Origin of the sequence: Sphaerospermopsis reniformis, assembly GCF_005402885.1 — a bacterium.
Taxonomy (GTDB): Bacteria; Cyanobacteriota; Cyanobacteriia; order Cyanobacteriales; family Nostocaceae; genus Sphaerospermopsis; species Sphaerospermopsis kisseleviana.
The window spans coordinates 1-18,780 of the sequence record NZ_BJCE01000025.1 but is presented as its reverse complement, the minus strand read 5'-3'; the positions used below and the strand labels follow the sequence as shown (position 1 = coordinate 18,780).

Genomic DNA, 18,780 nt, shown 5'->3' with positions numbered 1-18,780 from the left:
TTATTCAGTTTTCTAACTTAATGGTTCTGTAAAACCAAACTTGTTAAAAATCCAATGATACCATTCTTGATGAGTGGTAATAAAGGTTAGTGCTGTTTCTAAGTCAACATCTAAATCTTTGTTATAAATACTAACAATTAAATCATATATTAAATCAAATAAAATTCTATCTTGTCTATTGAATAAAATAAACTTCCCATTGGTACTATTTTCTAGTTGTTTAATTCTTTCTCTCCCCACTTTACCCGTAATTTCTTCTTGACGTTCATCTCTGATTAAAATAAACTGGGAATTAGGATTATTAATAACTAATTGATTAAAATTACTAATGCGAGTTGTAAAGGAAGTACCACTAACTTCTAAAAATGCCATTACATGATATTTAGTTCCTCTTTCTATCACAATATGTTCTGGTAATACCTTTTTACCAAAACGATATTGTGTTAATTTGAATGACTGAATGTGAGTTAAAGCTTCAGCAATATTCCTCAATTTACCCATATCATCACTATCACTAATAATAATTGCGTTATGATATTTATTTTCTAATTCTGTACGACGTTGTTTGAGATATTCAATTACTGGATTTTCAGAACTGCTAGAATTGACATTTTCACTCGGTGAATATTTTGCTAAATTTGATAATTTATCCTGTAAGGTGCTAAAATCAGCAGTCTTAGATAATTGAGTACCTTGAATTAATTGGTTTAAAACTTCTATGATTGTATTTTGCTGTTGTTGTAAAAATTTTAATTGTTGTTCTATTTTTTCATTTTGATCTAATTCTCTAATTGCTTTTCTCTCATCTGGTAAAGGAATATTGTTCACTCTCAAATCATAGTATTTAGCAGCACGGTTTAAAGCAGCACGAATGGGTGTTTTACTTAAAATATCTTCCAAATCTTCAGACGTAAATAACTGTTCTAAGGAAATATCTAAAGTTTGCATTTTTACTTTGAGAATAGCTTTAATTTCTCCTTCGGTCAGTTGACGCAAAGCAATTTGATATTGCGATATTCTCCCAATAATAGATTGATCAAATGTTGTTTGCAACTTTTCCCATCTATCAGGAAATAAGTTCAAAATAATTAAACTATAGGACTTACGCATTGACAGAATCAACCAAATATGAGGTATGGGTTTCGGGCATTTTAACGTGATTTTTTAATTATTTTTGGGCGATCGCTATTGATCGGAAGTTAATCGCCAAAAGCCTGAAACGACGGATTTTCGTTCATGCACATCATGGTGAATTTGTACAGTGCGTAAGTCCTAAACTATTGGGAACATGAGTAAAAATCTCTTTTATTGCTTCCCCAAAATTCCATAAAATATCTTGGTTGTGAGGAAGTCCTAAACCTTCTAATTGATCAAAAATAATAATTAGCGGTTCATCTAAAGTGGATAATTTACCTAACACGGAAATTGCTTCTAAAGAAAATGCTTCTTTACTAATTTCCTCTCCCCAATTTGGTAAATCCACCTTTTCTGCTTCTTCATCAGTTAACATATTTCCTGCTAACCAACGAGTGCTAATATTTCTGTAGTTATAATCTGTATAACTGCAATATTTTACCATTCCTTTAATGATAGATAAAGCAAAACTTCCTGCTGCGTAATTATTCATCCACCATTCATTAATAGTCTTTTCTATATATTGCCAATATTCCCGTTTACGTTGAGTATTGTCTTTACCTAAAGCATTGATGTCATGATCTTCTAAATCATATAAAGCTTTTAAAATATCTATGTCTTTTTGTTTGACTTCTCTATCAGATAAACTAACTATTTTTCTAAAGGTGTTAATCATTAAAGAATCTAATTGATTTAAATTTCCTACCTTTTCGACCAAAGATTCTAAAATTCTACTGTAGATATGATAAAGTATAGATTGAGAATTATTAGGTTGCCGAATAAATAATAATCGGTTGCTTGTTAATCTTTCATGGGTAAGTCGCATCATTAAATGAGTTTTCCCTGTTCCTGGTTCTCCAATAACAACAACTCCTTTACTTTGATGATTGGGATCTAATTTGATGTTATTTAATGCAGTTTGTAAAATCTGAAATTGTTGATGATAAGTATCAGGATAATCGGGATGATTTTGGAATGGTGTATCAACGCGACTACTACTAAATGGGTTAGGTTGTTTTTTCAGATTTTCTAACATGATTCTTTGATAAAGATGATAGGTAAATATGGCATCATAACGCGCACTATGCGCCATATCAGGATTAAAATATAGATGATGATGATCTTTTAAATTCAAATATTTACACAAATATTCTAAAGAATAACTTTCTAAATTTGGGAAACAGTCTTTAGCTAAAATCCAAGTACAATCAAACTTTAATTTATGTTGTAAGTTCTGCCAGGATAAACCAACTTGTTGGCAACTGTGTTTGAGGATTTCTATATCATGTTCTGCATAGTGACAGATGATTTTTTTATCTTCAACAATAGTCAAAAATTCTGTTAATAAAGTTTTCAAACTTTTGGTATTGAGAACATTTTGAAAGCCATGATAACTACCATCACAAAAACCTTCATAAATTACCACACCTTGACTATCAACTATCGCTAATTCCGTAAGATATGGCTTACCTTCAGTATCTAAAATAACGAAATCCATATTGATGAAACTCTGAGTATTGTTTTAACGCTTGTGATAATTACATCATAAGCTATAAAATACTCAGTAGGCAATTAAACAAATACAGTAAATTTCATTTTAGTTATGTAAAATTTAAAACTCCCTTAGCGGGCAAGATGCCCGTACCACAAGAGTGTTATAATTTGTATCTATAACTTGATTAACCTAGAGTTTCCTATAAATCTTACTTTCTCTTTGCGCCTTTACGCCTTTGCGTGAGACAATCATTTATAATGTCTGATAACTTCAGCAACAGACCAAGCTTGAGCGATCGCACCTCTAGGAGTATGGGGTGCATCACCATCAAAAATTTCCGAAATTGAACCTAAACAACCATTAGATGAAAAATGATCTAACAACGGTTTCCAGTCAAAAGGTAAGGGTGTTTCAGGATAAAAACGCTCCCAAGCTCGAATATAAGCACCGATCAACCAAGTCCAAACCGTACCTTGATGATAAGCGCGATCGCGTTTTTGCGGACTTCCTTCACATTTTCCCTGATATTCTGGATCACTAGGATCAAGACTGCGTAAACCATAGGGAGTTAATAACCGCGAAGTTGCTAAGTCTAAAACTTTTTGTCCTTGCTGTTGGGAAAAAGCACAATGATGTAAAGATAAAGCTAAAATAGCATTGGGGCGAATTTGGGAATTACGACTATCCTCTAAATCAATGAGATCATATAAATAACCTAACTGGGGATGCCAAAATTTTTGTAAGGATATTTTTACCAGTTCTGCTTGTTGTTGATAACGTTGTTTTTGATTGATTAAACGACTAGAATGATCTATATATTCATGACTTAAATGTTCTGACCATTTACTTAACCAACATAAAGCAGAATACCATAAAGCATTAATTTCCACTGCTTTACCGCAACGTGGTGTTACAGGTATTCCTTCTACCAGTGCATCCATCCAAGTTAACGCTACATCTTGAGCATCCCAAGACACTAAACCATCAATAGCATCAACTTGAATATTATAACGAGTACCGCTAACAAAAGCTTTATGAATTTGCTGCACAATAGGAAATTGTTCTAACAAAAATTGCCAATCTTGAGTAGTTTCTAAATAAAGTCCTAAAATTTCAATCCACCATAAAGCAGCATCAATACTATTATAAAATGGTTCGTTATCTACATCAGGAAAAGTATTCGGTATGAGTCCATGACGACAGTAACTCCCAAAGGTTTTTAACAGTCCTTTAGCAATTTCAAAACGTCCTGTTACTAATGTTAATCCTGGTAAAGCAATTAATGTATCTCTTCCCCAATCATTAAACCAATGATATCCTGCAATTACCGTAGGACTGGCTATGGAATCACGATAAACTATAAATTGATCACTGGCTTTGAGTAGTTGTTTTTGAATAGGTGATAGGTGACAGGTAACAGGTGACAGTAAAGAAGAAAGTGTTAAGGAAGAATTTTCACCCCATTTTCCCGTCTCCTCATTTCCCCACCCAAAAATCTGCGCTATTCTTGCTTGTTCTGTTACTACTGCTTCTGTAAAACTATCAGGTGAAAAATTTTCTTGGGAGTCGGGGAAACCTACTTTAGCTTCTAGGGTGACTGTATCTCCTGGTTGCAAGTTTACGGTTAAATAACCAGGACTATATAAATCTTGGCGATCGCCTAATCCTCTTTTTGTTTCTGCTGGTAAACTATAATTCCAATACCATAACCCATCTACTTGATATTTGCCCTGGGTCCATCGTAAATGCCAAGGTGTACCAAAGTTACCACAAAAGTTATCCCAGTTATTCATTTGTAAACACAGTATATTTTGATGGAGTAATTGGGAAAACTGGATTTTTTTGTTACCTATTTGTTGATGGTGAAAATTGCGATCGCCTATAAACAACCTTAACCTTAAAATCCCTTCCTCTTTCCCCTCATACCGATATTCAATCAAAACTCTTTGATTATTGCTACAGACCTTTACCCTATCCCCTTCTAGTCCCCATTCCCCAGCGATGCACTGAGCTTGTCGAAGTGTCCCCAGTCCCCAATTTGGCATTACCAAACGCCTAGATAACTGCCAATTATCCCCACTCCAAACCCATTTGGGAACTGGGTTATGATCAAACTGTTGTAAAAATTTATATCCTGTTGGTTCAATTTTACCCGTACCCCAAAGATTTGTTCCCAGTTCTATAACTTTTCCTGGCATTTCTAAACTTGCTTCTAAATGGGAAAGTAGTAATTTTCTGCCTGAAGGTGGATTTGTAGCCGCAAATAACCAACCATGATAAGTCCGTGTATGCACATCCGCATCTGTACCACTGGCAAAACCACCTAAGCCATTAGTTAGTAACCATTCTCTTGTATCTAAATCAAACATTGGCTTTTAAATTGGTAGCGGGTAATGGGTAGTTGGTAATTGGTAATGGGTCATTGGTAAAAACTCTTAACTATCAACTATCAACTATCAACTGTTCTCAAAATCGTAATGACTATGATATAGTCGTAACAGATTGTAACTAAACTGTGATGAGCGTGGAGGAATGGTTGATCTAACCCAGATACCCACGCCAAAAAATGGATATAAAACTCAAGGAGAACTAGGTTAAATGTCACTCAATAATGGATGTCTTCGTGTTGGTCAACAGGCTCCCGATTTTACAGCAACAGCTGTAGCAGATCAAGAATTTAAGACCATCAAACTTTCTGACTATCGCGGCAAGTATGTAGTCCTGTTTTTCTACCCCTTAGACTTTACCTTTGTTTGCCCCACCGAGATCACAGCATTCAGCGATCGCTACGAAGAATTCAAGAATCTTAATACAGAAATCTTAGGTGTTTCTGTAGATAGTGAATTTTCTCACCTCGCTTGGATTCAAACAGATCGTAAATCTGGGGGTGTGGGTGACTTAAATTATCCCCTAGTTTCCGACATCAAGAAAGAAATTAGCGCAGACTATAACGTTCTCGATCCAGCAGCTGGTATTGCTTTGCGTGGTTTGTTTATCATTGATAAAGATGGTGTAATTCAACATTCTACCATTAATAACTTAGCATTTGGTCGCAGTGTAGATGAAACATTGCGTACATTACAGGCTATTCAGCACGTTCAATCTCACCCAGACGAAGTTTGTCCTGCTGGTTGGCAACCCGGAGAAAAAACAATGGTTCCCGATCCTGTGAAGTCTAAAGTTTACTTCGCAGCAGTGTAGGTGATTGGTGATTGGTGATTGGTGATTGGTGATTGGTGATTGGTGATTGGGAAAATATTACCTATTACCTATTACCTATTACCCATTACCCATTCTTAATTTTTAACTTTTAACTTTTAACTTTTAATTATTTATGTTGACATCTACAGATTTTACAGGTTTATTGAACGAGCGATTTTTCCGCAATTTGTTACCCAAACCAGCACTCGATGATTTAAGATTGGGAATATTAACACCTGACTTTAAATTAACAGATGTTACCAATAATCGCACAATCAAATTATCAGATTATCGTGGTCAACAGCCTGTTATTTTAGCATTTACAAGAATTTTTACAGAAAAACAATATTGTCCTTTTTGTTATCCTCATATTAAAGCATTAAATGAAAATTATGAGGAATTTACAAAACGGGGTATAGAAATTTTAATGATCACCAGCACAGATAAACACCAAAGTCAAGCAGTAGTAAGAGACTTAGGATTAAAAATGCCCTTATTAATAAATCCTAGTTGTCATATTTTTAGAACATATCACACAGGGCAAGCATTAGGAGCGCCCTTACCAGCGCAGTTTGTATTAGATAAAGATGGGAAATTAAGTTACAGACATCTATTTTCTTTTTTAGAACATAATGCCAGTATCGAGAAATTACTAACACAATGTAATGATAGGAGTCATTCTGACTCCTAACTCCTTACAACTTCACCTGTGCTAAATGACTGCGGGGGTTGTAGGTACGAATAGAGCGGAGTTTTTCATAATATTCTCGCTCCTGTGGGGTGAGGTCTTTGGGGGGTGCGATCGCCACTTTCACAAATTGATCACCGCGTCCACCTTTAGCCAAAGGCCAACCCTTACCACGTAACCGCAGAGACTGACCAGAACGCACCCCTGCTGGTAACTTAACATTCACACTACCATCAGGAGTAGGAACATCAATAGAAGCACCTAAAGCAGCTTCATCAGGAGTTATCGGTACTTCACAAAGAAGATGATCACCTTCAAATTGGAAAAAAGAATGGGGTTGCAGTTCCACCTTTAAATATAAATCTCCCCGTTGTTGAGTGCTATGGTTAACTTGACCTTTACCCCGCACCCGCAACCGAGTACCGGTTTTTGCACCTGCGGGAATACGAACATCTATAGTTTCATTACCTAGACTAAACCGTTTTTGCACTCCTGCGAATCCTTCAGCAAAAGTGAGACTAATCGTATATTCACTATCTTGGGCAGCAGCACCGCCCATATCTTGAAAACCAAAATCATTAAAACCGCCAAAACCTGTACCTGGTTTACCTGTAGAGGTACGATAGGAATAACTTTGTTTGTTGGTGCGTGGTCCTGCACCACCAAATAAATCATTAATGAAATCATTAAAACTGCCGTATTGACCAAAGTCAAAACCGCTCATATCTACCCCTGATCCACCAGGGAAACCACCTTCTCCTACCTGCCGCCAATATTGACCGTATTGATCATATTTTTTGCGTTTATCAGGGTCAGAGAGAACTTCGTAAGCTTCGTTAACTTCTTTAAATTTTGCTTCTGCTTGTTTATTACCGGGGTTAACGTCGGGATGGTATTTGCGGGCTAATTTACGAAAAGCTTGTTTAATTTCTTCTGGAGTGGCAGTTTTAGTAATTCCTAAAATTGAGTAATAGTCTTTAAAATCGGTTGCAGCCATCTACCAGCCTCCTGTAAAAATTTAGGTAAAGTTAAGTTATGTTTTTTTCTAAGATGTTGAGATTTACTGTTTGCCTGGTCTAATGCCCGGAAACAGGATGATGATCCTAAATTAGCAAAGAATAGCAAAAATCCAGTGTGGTTGTCGCTCATAGTGCCAGCGCAATTACCGTACTCTTGAGGAGGCAGGAGGAGAAAATTTTAGATTTTAGATTTTAGATTGGAGATGACAAAAATAATCCAAAATCAAAAATCCAAAATCCAAAATCCAAAATTGTATCACCAATCACCCCACCTTACTTATAAATTATGTCGTCTAGTCCTTCATCTAAGCTGGGGGGAGCATCCCAAAGTTGGCGGTGCATTCGCAAAATAACGTCTTCTGGAACTTGGCGATCGCGTTTTTTATTGCGTGTTAAACATAACCAAACGGGAGTTCTTACCCATATACCAGTAATGTGAGTAAAACCAGTGTGACGGGCTAATTCTATAACTTCCCGGCGATTTCTTCTTTGGGCGTTAGTAGCATCAAAAATGGTGGGTATATTGGCAATAGTGGCTTGTTGAAACTGTCTTTCAACTTCTTGCCAAATCAAAAACCAAGGACCTTGAGTGGCTTGAGAACCAAAAAGCTGCCCCCGGATAGCATCTGTAGAAATGAGTTGCATCTGAGGGCATTCTGTTAGTAATTGTGCAGCCAATGTTGATTTACCGCTACCAGGAAGACCAATTAGTAAAAGTAGTTTAGTCATTGGGAATAGGGAAGATGGGGAGATGGGGAGATGGGGAGAAATTAAATTATTTGTATTTTCCCAGTCACCAGTCACCAATCACCAATCACCAATCACCAATCACCAATCACCAGACTAAATAACTGTTCCATCAGGAATCACGGCATTTTTGAGAACAACTACAATCCCACTACGGATATAAAATCCTTGTTTTTCCCGTTCAGCTTCTTGGACGTTATCCTTGTTGATAATTTTCACATCATGACCAATGCGGGCATTTTTATCAATGATGGCTCGGCGAATAATGGTATCTGTACCAATACCAACGGGAATATCACCTTGTTCTATACTACATTGACGTTCTACCGATGGTTGGTAATAGTCTGAACCCATAATCAGGGTTTCTTCAATTACAGAACCTGATTCAATCCGCGATCGCACTCCCAAAACTGAATGTTGAATCCGGCAGTCTTTCAAAATACAACCTTCACCAATCATTGATTCTGTAATATTGCAATTCAATAATTTAGAAGGTGGTAAGTAACGAGCGCGGGTGTAAATTGGTGCTGCTTCATCGTAGAAGCTAAAGGGTGGAAGAGGCTGCTTAGTCAGGGCTAAATTGGCGTTGTAAAATGCTTCTATTGTTCCGATGTCTTCCCAGTAATCATCAAATAAGTATGCCTGAACATTATGATCTTTAGCGGCATCAGGAATAATTTCTTTACCGAAATCAGTCCGTTCTAAAGATTCTTTCAGCAGTTTGATTAAAACATCTTTTTTGAACACATATATGCCCATTGAGGCGATATATGGTTGTAATTCAGCTTGTTCTTTGGTTAACCCCAGGATGGTTGTATCAACGCGCATTTTGGCTAAAGCGTCACCCTTGGGTTTTTCGCTAAAGTCAATCACCCTACCAGAGTTGTCAATTTTCATTAAACCAAAATCGGAGGCGCGGCGATCGTCTATGGGAATCACAGAAAGGGTAATATCAGCGTTGGTTTCCCGATGACGCTGGATAAACTGACGGTAATCCATGCGGTAAAGGTGATCACCAGACAGGATCAGAAATTCGTCTACATCCCATTCCTGTAACATCCAGAGATACTGACGTACAGCATCGGCTGTACCTTGGAACCAGTTGGGGTTTTCTGGAGTTTGTTGTGCTGCTAACACTTCTACAAACCCATCACTGAAGCCACCGAAGTTGTAAGCACGGGTAATATGGCGATTTAAAGAGGCTGAGTTAAATTGTGTGAGAACGTAGATTTTATAGATTTCTGAATTTATGCAGTTACTGATTGGGATATCTATTAAGCGATATTTCCCAGCTACGGGTACTGCGGGTTTAGCGCGGAGTTTGGTTAAGGGATACAGTCGTGTACCCGCACCTCCACCAAGAATGATTGCTAAAACTTTTTTCACAAAATTTCTCCAGACTGCCTTTCAACTCTCACCTACAGTTTAGGACTATCAGTGGCAACTGATAAGGGGGGATCAAAGAATCTTGAGGAAGAATTTTTGAGATTGGGTTCAAACCAGTAAAATAGAACTAATGTATTAATAATGGTAGAGTTTGTTAATCAGGTAGAAAATCATCACTGATGACTTGTTGTAGATGATATGGGCAAATCACAGGAAAAGATTCTCTTGGTAAACCTGTTTCAGCTTTTGCTTGCTTGACTGCTTGTGTGTAACATTCTGTAAAAATTTCCTCTAGATAGGGTTGGAGACTGGGAGAATCCTGGAGTGATTCTTGTACACGTCTGCGATGTTCAATGATGCTGCTTTCCCAGCTACCGCTTCTCTGGTTCGGTTGAAATTGCCATTTAAGCAAATGCAGCAGAATTACAATCAGATTACTTTTAAGACTTTTGCGTTCACTCCTTCCCATATCAGCGATTTCTTCAATCAGGTTTTCCCAGTCTACATTGGTGTAGTCCTGATTTTGTAATTTAGACAAGGTTGTTTCTATCCATTGCAGGTAGTCGGTTTCATATAGGGTGGGGGAAGGTGTTTTAGGTAAAGACATGGCGATTTCCATAGCTTTTACTTTGAGCTTTTACTTTGATTGTAGTTTTTCTGGGTGGGAATATCGCTCTGCAAACGATGAAGCTGATAATAAGCTGTTACACAGCTAAATTGTATAACCCTAATGTTCTGAACTCTTATTTAACAGGCAAGATGCCTGTTCCACTTATACAAATTAAATGCACAACAGCTTATTGGGTTAATCAACAAGAAAAACTCAATCACAGGTTAATGTTTTCTTGTAGGATAAGAATCAGTATCATTACTAAAGGGATATAATCAACCCTGATTACCTGAATAAATTGTAAGAAATCAAACATTTATGAGATTAGATTTAGTTGAATATTATCAAGATGAAAATAAATGGCGTTTAAAAAATTGCCAACTAGGTGATATAAACTTAATTGTAGGTAAAAACGCCTCTGGAAAATCAAGAATCCTCAGAACTATTAAGTTTATAGCGGATTTTTTAGCTGGTGAAGAAAGACTGAGTAAGCTGGATGGTAGGTTAAGAGAGTGGAAGCTAACCTTTGATATTAATCACACAGATGAGAAAAAAGTCTACATCTTAAAAGCTGAGAATGGACAAGTAATTAAAGAGAGTTACACGATAGGAGCTAAATCTTACCTGAATAGAGATGAATCAGGAAAAGGTAAAATTCAGGCTGTACAATTAGATCAGGAAATTGATTTTCAAACACCGCCTAGTGAAGTTGCTGCTTTTAATCGTAGAGATTCTATTCAACATCCTTTTTTCGAGGAAATTTACAATTGGGCAAACTCATTGAGATATTACGAATTTGGAACGGATTTAGGTAGAAAAAGTCTGCTTGAAATTAATAATGAAAGTTTTTCTTTACTCAAAGGAAATATAGACTTCAAAAATAAAGACAATGTAATTGCTATCTTTAAAAGAGGAGAGGAAGAGCTAGGAGAAAGTTTTATTACATCTATAAAATCCGATATGTTATATCTAGGTTACAAAATAAATGAATTGGGATTGAAAACTCCATCAACTTCGATTTTTAAAGGAGATAAACTATCTTTGCCAGACGGAAAATATCAATATCTTTATGTTCAGGAAAGTGATTTAAAAAATCAAACTGAACAATCAATTATGTCTCAAGGTATGTTTAGAGCATTATCTCTCATAATTCAAGTAAACTATTCACTCTTAGCTAAAAAACCTAGTTGTATTTTAATAGATGATATTGGTGAAGGACTCGATTTTGAAAGAGCATCAGCGATGATTAAGTTACTTGTTAGTAAAGCTGAAGCAGAAAAAGGATTAGTTCAGTTAATTATGACCACGAATGATCGATTTATTATGAATGGTGTTCCTTTAGAATATTGGTCAGTTATTGAGAGACAACCAGGATTAGCCAAACTTCATAATATACATAATTCAAAAGAAATATTTGATGATTTTAAATTCACTGGTTTAAATAATTTTGATTTCTTTGCAACCCAATTCTATCTAGAGGGATTTGGTAATGAGGAGAATATAGAACAGTGAAAAAATTAGCTATTTTTGTGGAGGGGAAAACTGAACAAATTTTTGTCAAAAAGTTATTAACAGAAATTGCTGGTAAATTACATATATCCATAGAAATTAAATCTAGGGAAAAAAGCAACTCTGCTCAAGTAATAATGAAAGATCCTGTTACTTCTGCAACAAAATTTTATGTTTTAATTATATCGACAATTTCATAATTTATTAGTAGATATGCAAATTCACACACCAGACTGGGTAAAACACGCGGTTTTTTACCAAATCTTCCCCGATAGATTCGCTAAAAGTACACAACCCCGGAAACGTTTATTAAATGATCCAAAATGGGAAGATTGGGATGCTTTCCCCACACTCCAAGGTTATAAAGGTGGGGATTTATGGGGGATTTTAGAACAATTAGATTATATTCAAAGTTTAGGCGTTAACGCTATTTACTTTACTCCCATTTTTCAATCTGCTTGTAATCACCGTTATCACACCCATGATTATTATCAAGTTGATCCTTTATTGGGAGGAAATGCAGCATTTAAAGAATTGCTAGATGCAGCACATCAACGTAATATTAAAATTGTGTTGGATGGGGTTTTTAATCATGCGAGTCGGGGGATTTTCTTTTTTCACGACATATTAGAAAATGGACCTCATTCACCTTGGGTAGATTGGTTTAAAATTCAAGGTTGGCCACTTGCACCTTATACGGGTGATGCACCTGCAAATTATGACAGTTGGGCGGGTATTCGTTCTTTACCGGTGTTTAATCATGATAACCCAGAAGTGCGGGAATATATTATGGAAATTGCCGAATATTGGATTAAATTTGGTATTGATGGATGGCGTTTAGATGTACCTTTTGAAATTAAAACTCCTGGTTTTTGGCAAGAATTTAGAGATAGGGTCAAAGCAATAAATCCTGATGCTTATATTGTCGGAGAAGTGTGGACAGATTCCCGTCAGTGGTTGGATGGAAGGCAATTTGATGGGGTAATGAATTATTTATTTACGGGTCCAACTATTGCTTTTACTGCGGGAAACCGTGTAGATTTAGAAATGGTAAAGGGACGTGATTATCAACCTTTTCCACCTTTATTTGCTGCTGAATATGCGGAGAAAATAGAGGACTTATTGACACTTTATCCTTGGGAAATTCAACTTACACAACTGAATTTATTAGCAAGTCATGATACAGCGAGATTAATAACTATTGCAGGTGGTGATGTTGCATCTTTAGAATTAGCAACTTTGTTATTATTGACTTTTCCGGGAGCGCCTAGTATATATTATGGTGATGAAGTGGGTTTACCAGGTGCTTTAGATCCTGATTGTCGTCGTGGTTTTCCTTTAGAAGCTAATTGGAATTTGCAAATTTTGAAAACCCATAAACAATTAATTTCTTTACGTAATCAATATCAAGCTTTGAGGGTGGGAAGTTATCAAGTTATTTATGCGGAAAGTACGCTGTATGTGTTTATAAGAATTTGGGAAAATGAGGAGTTAATGATTGCAGTAAATGTGGGTGAGGAGTCGGTTACAGTGAGTTTTGATGGTGGGAAATTAGAAAATAAATTGCAAAATTTATTGTTTGGAAATGGGGAAATAAAGTGGAATAATCAGAGTGTTGATTTGAATGTTCCTGCGCGTAGTGGGTGTATTTTTGGTTAGGAATTGAGATCCCCCCTAACCTCACAAGGGTAGGTATTTTACATTGTCGTCAGGGCAAGACTTGGTGGACAAGGTGGACAAGGTGACAAGGGAGGAAAACAGTACAAAGTCTGTATTTTTAGTCACAAAAATAGTCCGTCAAAAAACCATTGTCCGTATAAAATCTTCCTTGTCTTCCTGGTCTTGCCTTCACAGATCATATTAAAAACCTACCCCTGTGAGGGGGGGTAGAGAGACAAAAAATCATCTGCACATAGGTATTCACCCTCAAACTCTTTATTCATCGTGGTTTTCAGTTTATTCAGCAACCCCTATTTAGGGGTGCGATCGCGGCAGAAAATGTGTTTTTATTGAGAATTAGGCAATTTAATTGAGAATTAAAACCCCATCTCACAAAATCGCTTCGCTCCCCCTGTCACCTATCACCTATTCCTTATTCCCTAAATTTTGTACTGCTTGGCGAAAACCTAAGACGACTAAAATATTAGCGAGGGTTAAAAATACTTCAGCGCCTCCATGTAACCAGTCTATATTGGCTAAAGCTTCTCCATAAGCAACCTTGGCATAGATGCCGGCGGGAATAGTAATACCGACAAATACTAAAGTACCGTAAAATCCATATAGGGCTAAACGTGGCATTTGCGGACTACGGCTAATAAACCACAAGAAACCCAAATAGGGAAACAAGGAAAGGGCAAAGAGGGTTTCTTTTGATATCATGGTTCTGATTTGATGGTTTTTGCTTCAATTTTGGTTGCAGACTTGGTAGAACGCCAAATCCACACTGCTGCCGCCCAAAGGGTAAAATTACCCACTAATGTCATGGTAGCTTGGAGGGTGACTAACCATTCTAGGGATTCGGGGTTGTCGAAATAATGCCAAGTGCAAGCACACATAGCACTGATTAAAGCTGGTAACATGGCAAAGGACAATCCCCACCAACTACGGTTTTTTGTCAGTTCACCGTATCTCCAGATTAACCAAATAGCGGCTATCCATTCAATAACACTAGAAACGTGAATAATCCAGGTGGGAATCGAAAGGGCGTGCATAATAGTCAGTAATCAGTTATTAGTTGTCTATTAGTTGTCAGTTGTAGATAACCACTTAAAAAATTGGTAATCCAAAATCTAAAATATCAGGACTTACGTAGAATACCTCACAAACCCTCTTTCCTTTGTGTCCTTTGCGTCCTTTGCGGTTTATTTTTCCATGATTACGGCCTAAGTCCAACATCTAACATCCAAAATCCAAAATCCAAAATCCAAAATTATTGAAGATGCGTGTTTTATTATCTGGGTATTATGGCAAAGGTAATGGTGGTGATGAAGCTTTGTTAGCTACACTTTTGCAAATGTTACCACCTCATGTCACCCCTGTAGTGCTTTCTGGAAATCCTGAAGAAACGAGTCGGCGTTATGGTGTGGAAAGTTACAACCGCATGGCGTTTTTACAGGTAATTCAAGCTTTACGTTCCTGTGATGCGTTCATTTGGGGTGGTGGTAGTTTAATGCAGGATGTGACTAGTACCATTAGCCCTTTTTATTATGGCGGATTAATGGCGATCGCTCAAGTCCTAAAATTAAAAACTATAGCTTGGGGACAGGGAATAGGACCTTTGTTGCGTCCGCAAACTCGCTGGTTAGCAAAGCGAAATTTTGCTGGTTGTATTCAAGTCAGTGTACGCGATCGCTCTAGTTCGGCTTTATTATCAAATTGGAATATACCACATATTCTTGCACCTGATCCAGTTTGGGCGTTAAAGTCCCAATCAGTAGCAGAATTAGCAGATTTACCAAAACCAAGAATTGCAGTTACTTTAAGAAATCATCCCCAACTTACAGAAACTAGATTAGCAAATTTAACTCGTGCTTTGGTGGAGTTACAAACAGCTACCCAAGCCTTTATTTTAATATTACCATTTCAAAAAAGCGAAGATTTAGGAATTGCCGAAAAAATTCAACTGCAATTAACAGATAATAGTCAGATTCTTTGTTTAGAAGCACCGGAAATTTTAAAAGGTGCATTTCAGGGTGTAGATATGGTTATTGGAATGCGTCTACATAGTTTAATTATGGCTGCTAGTGAAGGTTGTCGTTGTTTTGCATTGAGTTATGATCCCAAGATAAACAGATTAATGGAAGATTTACAAATACCTGGATGGGATTTAGAAAATATCCCCGATGATGTAGATTTAATTAGTAAAAATTGGTTAGATTTTTATCAAAATGGTGAATCTTTATCATCGGAGAAAATTCAATCTTTGATAAATGGGGCGTTTTTGCATAGGGATTTATTAAAGGATGCTTTAAAGTAAATTTTCTTAAATAGCATAACCAAATCATACCAAGTTGATTTATTATTGAGATACGAGTTGATATATATTATATCCGCAGAGATAATTATGACAGCTATCACCGTCAACTTAAATCCTATTATCCAACTCACAGACCATCAATTTTATCAATTGTGTCGAGAAAATCCTGAAGTTAAATTTGAAAGAAATGCAAAAGGAGAAATACAGATTATGTCACCCACAGGAGGAGGAACGGGAAAACGTAATGTTGAAATTTCGGCAGATTTTGTTTTTTGGAATCGTCAAAATAAACTAGGAGTTTGTTTTGATTCTTCCACCTGTTTTAAACTTCCCAATGGTGCAAACCGTTCTCCTGATGTAGCTTGGATAAAAAAAGAAAGATGGGATGCACTCACACTGGAAGAACAGGAAAAGTTTCCACCAATCGCACCCGATTTTGTTTTAGAGTTAATGTCACCCAGTGATAGTTTAGAAGAAACTCAGGAAAAAATGCGGGAGTATATCAATAATGAAGTAAGATTAGGTTGGTTGATTAATCGTAAAATGCGTCAAGTGGAAATTTATCGTCTTGGTAAACCAGTGGAAGTATTAGAATTTCCTCAAGAATTATCAGGTGAAGATGTTTTACCGGGGTTTGTTTTGAATTTGCAAATAGTTTGGGGATAAACTAGGTGACAGATACTAGAGAAGAAAGCAGGGTAACACAAAACCCTCTTAAAGAAAAAATCGTTCCTATCCAACTCTTGAAACTGTCACCGTGGCGTAGCACCTGTCACCTGTCACCTGTCACCTAGCTTTCACAGATAACTTTTTCAGCAAACCCTAAATAGAAATGCTAATGCCATGCTCAATACAACGGTAACACATCAAACATTATGTTACTACTGACAGGAAATTAAGATAAACTAACAATTCCTGACCATTGCACCTTTTTCTCCTTTTCTCGACGATAAGAAAAGAAGTGTTCAGGAGATTGATAGGTACAGTAAGGAGCGATCGCAATTTGTTCTCCACTAAACCCCAACTGCTCTAACTGCAAAGCATTAACACGACGCACATCTAAACGCACCTTTCCCGGTTCTGCATCCGGTAATAAAGGTGAATCAGGTAAATCGTGTAAAGCAGCAACTATTTTTTCTGGGTCATTATGTGGTATAATAGTGCTTCCAATTTCCGCAGCCACTTCCACGGAAACTTGGTAAACTTCACCTGCGATCGCAGGACCCATAGCAATGCGTAAATCTTCCAGTTTGCTACCTTGAGATTGCATCTTTTTAATGGCTTGGGGAACAATCTGCGCTGCTGTACCCCGCCAACCCGCGTGTAAAGCCGCTACCTGTCCGATTTTGACATCCCCAATCAGCACCGGTGTACAATCAGCAGAAGCCACCCAAACAGCCTGTAAAGGTTTTTCACTGATTAAACCATCTGCTAACGCCAACTCATCATTGCTGTTGTTTAAATGTTCATCTACCTCTTGGGGAGTCAAAACAGTATTACCGTGAACTTGTTTTAAACGATAAGCAGCAGCTTCTGGTTGCAGTACCTGTGTTAACTCCTGCGGTGGACGTGGCCAAAACTGCTGGGTAAAAAAACCATGAGGCCAAGGTGTCAAAAGATTACAAGTCAGGTAAGGTAGACCTTCCCAATTGTGCCAGTGCCAAGTGTGCATTTTCAAACAAACCCAAACAAAAAATACAAAACCGCCAATCAATGCTAACTTGATCAACGGGATTTAGGGGAATAACTGTGGAATTTGATCGGCAACTTTTAGAAAATTTCTTACACTTAGGGCGTAAGCAACCATGTATACCATTTTCTCTACACATTTTTGACAGTCTCCCGTCAACTAATCAAATGGTATGGGACTTGATCGCCCAAGGAGCAAAACCAGGATCTGTAGTGATTGCCACCCAACAAACCGCAGGTAGGGGACAATGGGGAAGACAATGGTTATCTCCTGCGGGTGGTTTATACCTTTCAATGGCGATCGCTCCTCAACTAGAAGTCACCAATAGCTATCAACTAACCTTAGCTAGTGCTTGGGGAATTGCTTCACACTTACGAAAGTGTGGCATAACAGTAGGAATAAAATGGCCGAATGATTTAGTATTAAATCGTCGCAAACTAGGCGGCATTTTAACAGAAACCAGGGTTTTTCAAGGGCATATTACCCAAGCTGTGATTGGTGTTGGTATAAACTGGGCTAACCCAGTACCAGAAACTGGCATCAACTTAAAATCCTGGCAAACTACCCAGAATGATCAAGCTATTTCTGGGCTAGAAATGCTCACTGCTCAAGTTTTGCTGGGAATACAGTCCGGTCTAGAGTGTCTAAACAACGAAGGAATAAGCATACTACTGTCTCGTTATCTGCATTTACTGACAAACATCGGTGATCATGTGTATGTCAATAATCTCTTAGGCACTGTAGTTGGGGTGACACCCGAAGGAAATCTCCGCTTACAAATGGCTGAATATAATAGGACAGAACTGATAAAAGCAGAAATTTCTGTAGAACCCGGTACAATCAGTTTGGGTTACTCTTAATCTTCGGTGTTAATTTCTGTTTAATTTCTGTTTAACTTTTTAAGCACATCATCTTCTTTAAACTTATTACACACAACTGAGAGAAAAAATGACGCAGCCTCATAAATCTGCCCATAACCGCTTGAATAATAAGCGAACTCAAAGTTTAACAACAAAACGCTTTGCTTCTACATTACCAGCCCAAGCCCTGACTTGGTTGAGTAGTGTTAGCCTGTTAAGTGGTGGTTTTGTGTTGGCTCAAACGGAATCATCAGTAGATAACATTGTTCCCACTATTGAAAGTTCCCAACCGACAGCAGTTGCAGAGACAGGAACAAAAGAAACTGCTGCCCCAGAAGCAGTAAAATCAACACCAGATTTTGCTGAACGCAGAGCCAGACTGAAAAAGAAACTCAACAATAAAGAAGTTTCCCAAACAGCAGAACCGTTGAGACAGTCTCAACCAAAAGCAGAAAATTCTCAACC

At 37.3% G+C, this 18,780-nt stretch carries 18 protein-coding genes and 1 pseudogene; 9 read left to right on the top strand and 10 right to left on the bottom strand.

What is annotated here, in order from left to right; all coding sequences use genetic code 11:
- Positions 1 to 12 precede the first annotated feature (12 nt).
- From FFR48_RS05815 to FFR48_RS05805, 3 genes are all read right to left on the bottom strand, one after another.
- Positions 13 to 1,110, bottom strand: coding sequence for a hypothetical protein (locus FFR48_RS05815; RefSeq protein WP_201277579.1), 1,098 nt, complete (start codon positions 1,108 to 1,110; stop codon positions 13 to 15).
- Between the two features lie 133 nt (positions 1,111 to 1,243).
- Positions 1,244 to 2,632, bottom strand: coding sequence for an exonuclease domain-containing protein (locus FFR48_RS05810; protein WP_236104001.1), 1,389 nt, complete (start codon positions 2,630 to 2,632; stop codon positions 1,244 to 1,246).
- 245 nt (positions 2,633 to 2,877) lie between these two features.
- Complete coding sequence (locus FFR48_RS05805) at positions 2,878 to 4,998, bottom strand: amylo-alpha-1,6-glucosidase (RefSeq protein ID WP_137666684.1); 2,121 nt, start codon at positions 4,996 to 4,998, stop codon at positions 2,878 to 2,880.
- Positions 4,999 to 5,227: 229 nt separating this feature from the next.
- On the opposite strand from FFR48_RS05805, the gene FFR48_RS05800 reads away from it, so the two are divergent.
- Positions 5,228 to 5,830 (top strand): peroxiredoxin, encoded by a 603-nt coding sequence (locus FFR48_RS05800; protein WP_137666683.1) that lies wholly within the window; start codon positions 5,228 to 5,230, stop codon positions 5,828 to 5,830.
- Between the two features lie 133 nt (positions 5,831 to 5,963).
- The gene (locus tag FFR48_RS05795) at positions 5,964 to 6,521 is read left to right on the top strand and encodes a peroxiredoxin family protein (protein WP_137666682.1); all 558 of its coding nucleotides are present in this window, start codon (positions 5,964 to 5,966) and stop codon (positions 6,519 to 6,521) included.
- Positions 6,522 to 6,525: 4 nt separating this feature from the next.
- Here the strand turns inward: FFR48_RS05795 and FFR48_RS05790 are convergent, their stop codons facing one another.
- The 4 genes from FFR48_RS05790 to FFR48_RS05775 form a co-directional block, all read right to left on the bottom strand.
- A complete protein-coding gene (locus FFR48_RS05790; protein WP_096572139.1) occupies positions 6,526 to 7,515 on the bottom strand; it encodes a DnaJ C-terminal domain-containing protein in 990 nt (329 codons plus the stop codon).
- 295 nt (positions 7,516 to 7,810) lie between these two features.
- Entirely contained in the window at positions 7,811 to 8,266 is a 456-nt protein-coding gene (locus tag FFR48_RS05785; protein ID WP_137666681.1) for an AAA family ATPase, read from the bottom strand.
- 114 nt (positions 8,267 to 8,380) lie between these two features.
- Positions 8,381 to 9,670: a glucose-1-phosphate adenylyltransferase gene (locus FFR48_RS05780; RefSeq protein ID WP_137666680.1), complete on the bottom strand. Its 1,290-nt coding sequence runs from the start codon at positions 9,668 to 9,670 to the stop codon at positions 8,381 to 8,383.
- A 154-nt stretch (positions 9,671 to 9,824) separates the two neighbouring features.
- Positions 9,825 to 10,277 (bottom strand): DUF29 domain-containing protein, encoded by a 453-nt coding sequence (locus FFR48_RS05775; protein ID WP_096572141.1) that lies wholly within the window; start codon positions 10,275 to 10,277, stop codon positions 9,825 to 9,827.
- 321 nt (positions 10,278 to 10,598) lie between these two features.
- On the opposite strand from FFR48_RS05775, the gene FFR48_RS05770 reads away from it, so the two are divergent.
- From FFR48_RS05770 to FFR48_RS05760, 3 genes are read left to right on the top strand one after another with little or no spacing between them, the layout of a single operon-like run.
- Positions 10,599 to 11,792: an ATP-binding protein gene (locus FFR48_RS05770; RefSeq protein WP_137666679.1), complete on the top strand. Its 1,194-nt coding sequence runs from the start codon at positions 10,599 to 10,601 to the stop codon at positions 11,790 to 11,792.
- Complete coding sequence (locus FFR48_RS05765) at positions 11,789 to 11,989, top strand: hypothetical protein (RefSeq protein WP_137666678.1); 201 nt, start codon at positions 11,789 to 11,791, stop codon at positions 11,987 to 11,989. The genes FFR48_RS05770 and FFR48_RS05765 overlap by 4 nt, the downstream gene beginning before the upstream one ends.
- Positions 11,990 to 12,002: 13 nt before the next feature.
- Entirely contained in the window at positions 12,003 to 13,448 is a 1,446-nt protein-coding gene (locus FFR48_RS05760; RefSeq protein WP_137666677.1) for a glycoside hydrolase family 13 protein, read from the top strand.
- Between the two features lie 426 nt (positions 13,449 to 13,874).
- Here the strand turns inward: FFR48_RS05760 and FFR48_RS05755 are convergent, their stop codons facing one another.
- Both FFR48_RS05755 and FFR48_RS05750 read right to left on the bottom strand, forming a co-directional pair.
- Positions 13,875 to 14,168 (bottom strand): DUF3593 domain-containing protein, encoded by a 294-nt coding sequence (locus FFR48_RS05755; RefSeq protein WP_096572145.1) that lies wholly within the window; start codon positions 14,166 to 14,168, stop codon positions 13,875 to 13,877.
- Entirely contained in the window at positions 14,165 to 14,500 is a 336-nt protein-coding gene (locus FFR48_RS05750) for a DUF2499 domain-containing protein (protein WP_096572146.1), read from the bottom strand. Before FFR48_RS05750 ends, FFR48_RS05755 begins: the two co-directional genes overlap by 4 nt.
- Before the next feature lie 227 nt (positions 14,501 to 14,727).
- Here FFR48_RS05750 and csaB point away from each other — a divergent pair, with 227 nt between their 5' ends.
- Together csaB and FFR48_RS05740 are read left to right on the top strand one after the other, a co-directional pair.
- Positions 14,728 to 15,765 (top strand): polysaccharide pyruvyl transferase CsaB, encoded by a 1,038-nt coding sequence (gene csaB, locus FFR48_RS05745; RefSeq protein WP_137666676.1) that lies wholly within the window; start codon positions 14,728 to 14,730, stop codon positions 15,763 to 15,765.
- Positions 15,766 to 15,852: 87 nt separating this feature from the next.
- Complete coding sequence (locus FFR48_RS05740; protein WP_096572148.1) at positions 15,853 to 16,431, top strand: Uma2 family endonuclease; 579 nt, start codon at positions 15,853 to 15,855, stop codon at positions 16,429 to 16,431.
- A 229-nt stretch (positions 16,432 to 16,660) separates the two neighbouring features.
- On the opposite strand, the gene pgeF is transcribed toward FFR48_RS05740, so the two are convergent.
- Positions 16,661 to 17,437: a peptidoglycan editing factor PgeF gene (gene pgeF, locus FFR48_RS05735; protein WP_096572868.1), complete on the bottom strand. Its 777-nt coding sequence runs from the start codon at positions 17,435 to 17,437 to the stop codon at positions 16,661 to 16,663.
- A 77-nt stretch (positions 17,438 to 17,514) separates the two neighbouring features.
- On the opposite strand from pgeF, the gene FFR48_RS05730 reads away from it, so the two are divergent.
- Positions 17,515 to 18,315, top strand: coding sequence for a biotin--[acetyl-CoA-carboxylase] ligase (locus tag FFR48_RS05730; RefSeq protein WP_096572149.1), 801 nt, complete (start codon positions 17,515 to 17,517; stop codon positions 18,313 to 18,315).
- A gap of 88 nt (positions 18,316 to 18,403) precedes the next feature.
- Positions 18,404 to 18,780, top strand: a pseudogene (locus tag FFR48_RS05725) (peptidase M23); the annotation flags it as partial.

Bases quoted from the DNA above. Each gene is read 5' to 3' on its own strand.
- FFR48_RS05815 (WP_201277579.1), bottom strand. From the start codon at position 1,110: ATGCGTAAGTCCTATAGTTTAATTATTTTGAACTTATTTCCTGATAGA.
- FFR48_RS05810 (WP_236104001.1), bottom strand. From the start codon at position 2,632: ATGGATTTCGTTATTTTAGATACTGAAGGTAAGCCATATCTTACGGAA.
- FFR48_RS05805 (WP_137666684.1), bottom strand. From the start codon at position 4,998: ATGTTTGATTTAGATACAAGAGAATGGTTACTAACTAATGGCTTAGGT.
- FFR48_RS05800 (WP_137666683.1), top strand. From the start codon at position 5,228: ATGTCACTCAATAATGGATGTCTTCGTGTTGGTCAACAGGCTCCCGAT.
- FFR48_RS05795 (WP_137666682.1), top strand. From the start codon at position 5,964: ATGTTGACATCTACAGATTTTACAGGTTTATTGAACGAGCGATTTTTC.
- FFR48_RS05790 (WP_096572139.1), bottom strand. From the start codon at position 7,515: ATGGCTGCAACCGATTTTAAAGACTATTACTCAATTTTAGGAATTACT.
- FFR48_RS05785 (WP_137666681.1), bottom strand. From the start codon at position 8,266: ATGACTAAACTACTTTTACTAATTGGTCTTCCTGGTAGCGGTAAATCA.
- FFR48_RS05775 (WP_096572141.1), bottom strand. From the start codon at position 10,277: ATGTCTTTACCTAAAACACCTTCCCCCACCCTATATGAAACCGACTAC.
- FFR48_RS05770 (WP_137666679.1), top strand. From the start codon at position 10,599: ATGAGATTAGATTTAGTTGAATATTATCAAGATGAAAATAAATGGCGT.
- FFR48_RS05760 (WP_137666677.1), top strand. From the start codon at position 12,003: ATGCAAATTCACACACCAGACTGGGTAAAACACGCGGTTTTTTACCAA.
- FFR48_RS05755 (WP_096572145.1), bottom strand. From the start codon at position 14,168: ATGATATCAAAAGAAACCCTCTTTGCCCTTTCCTTGTTTCCCTATTTG.
- FFR48_RS05750 (WP_096572146.1), bottom strand. From the start codon at position 14,500: ATGCACGCCCTTTCGATTCCCACCTGGATTATTCACGTTTCTAGTGTT.
- csaB (WP_137666676.1), top strand. From the start codon at position 14,728: ATGCGTGTTTTATTATCTGGGTATTATGGCAAAGGTAATGGTGGTGAT.
- FFR48_RS05740 (WP_096572148.1), top strand. From the start codon at position 15,853: ATGACAGCTATCACCGTCAACTTAAATCCTATTATCCAACTCACAGAC.
- pgeF (WP_096572868.1), bottom strand. From the start codon at position 17,437: ATGCACACTTGGCACTGGCACAATTGGGAAGGTCTACCTTACCTGACT.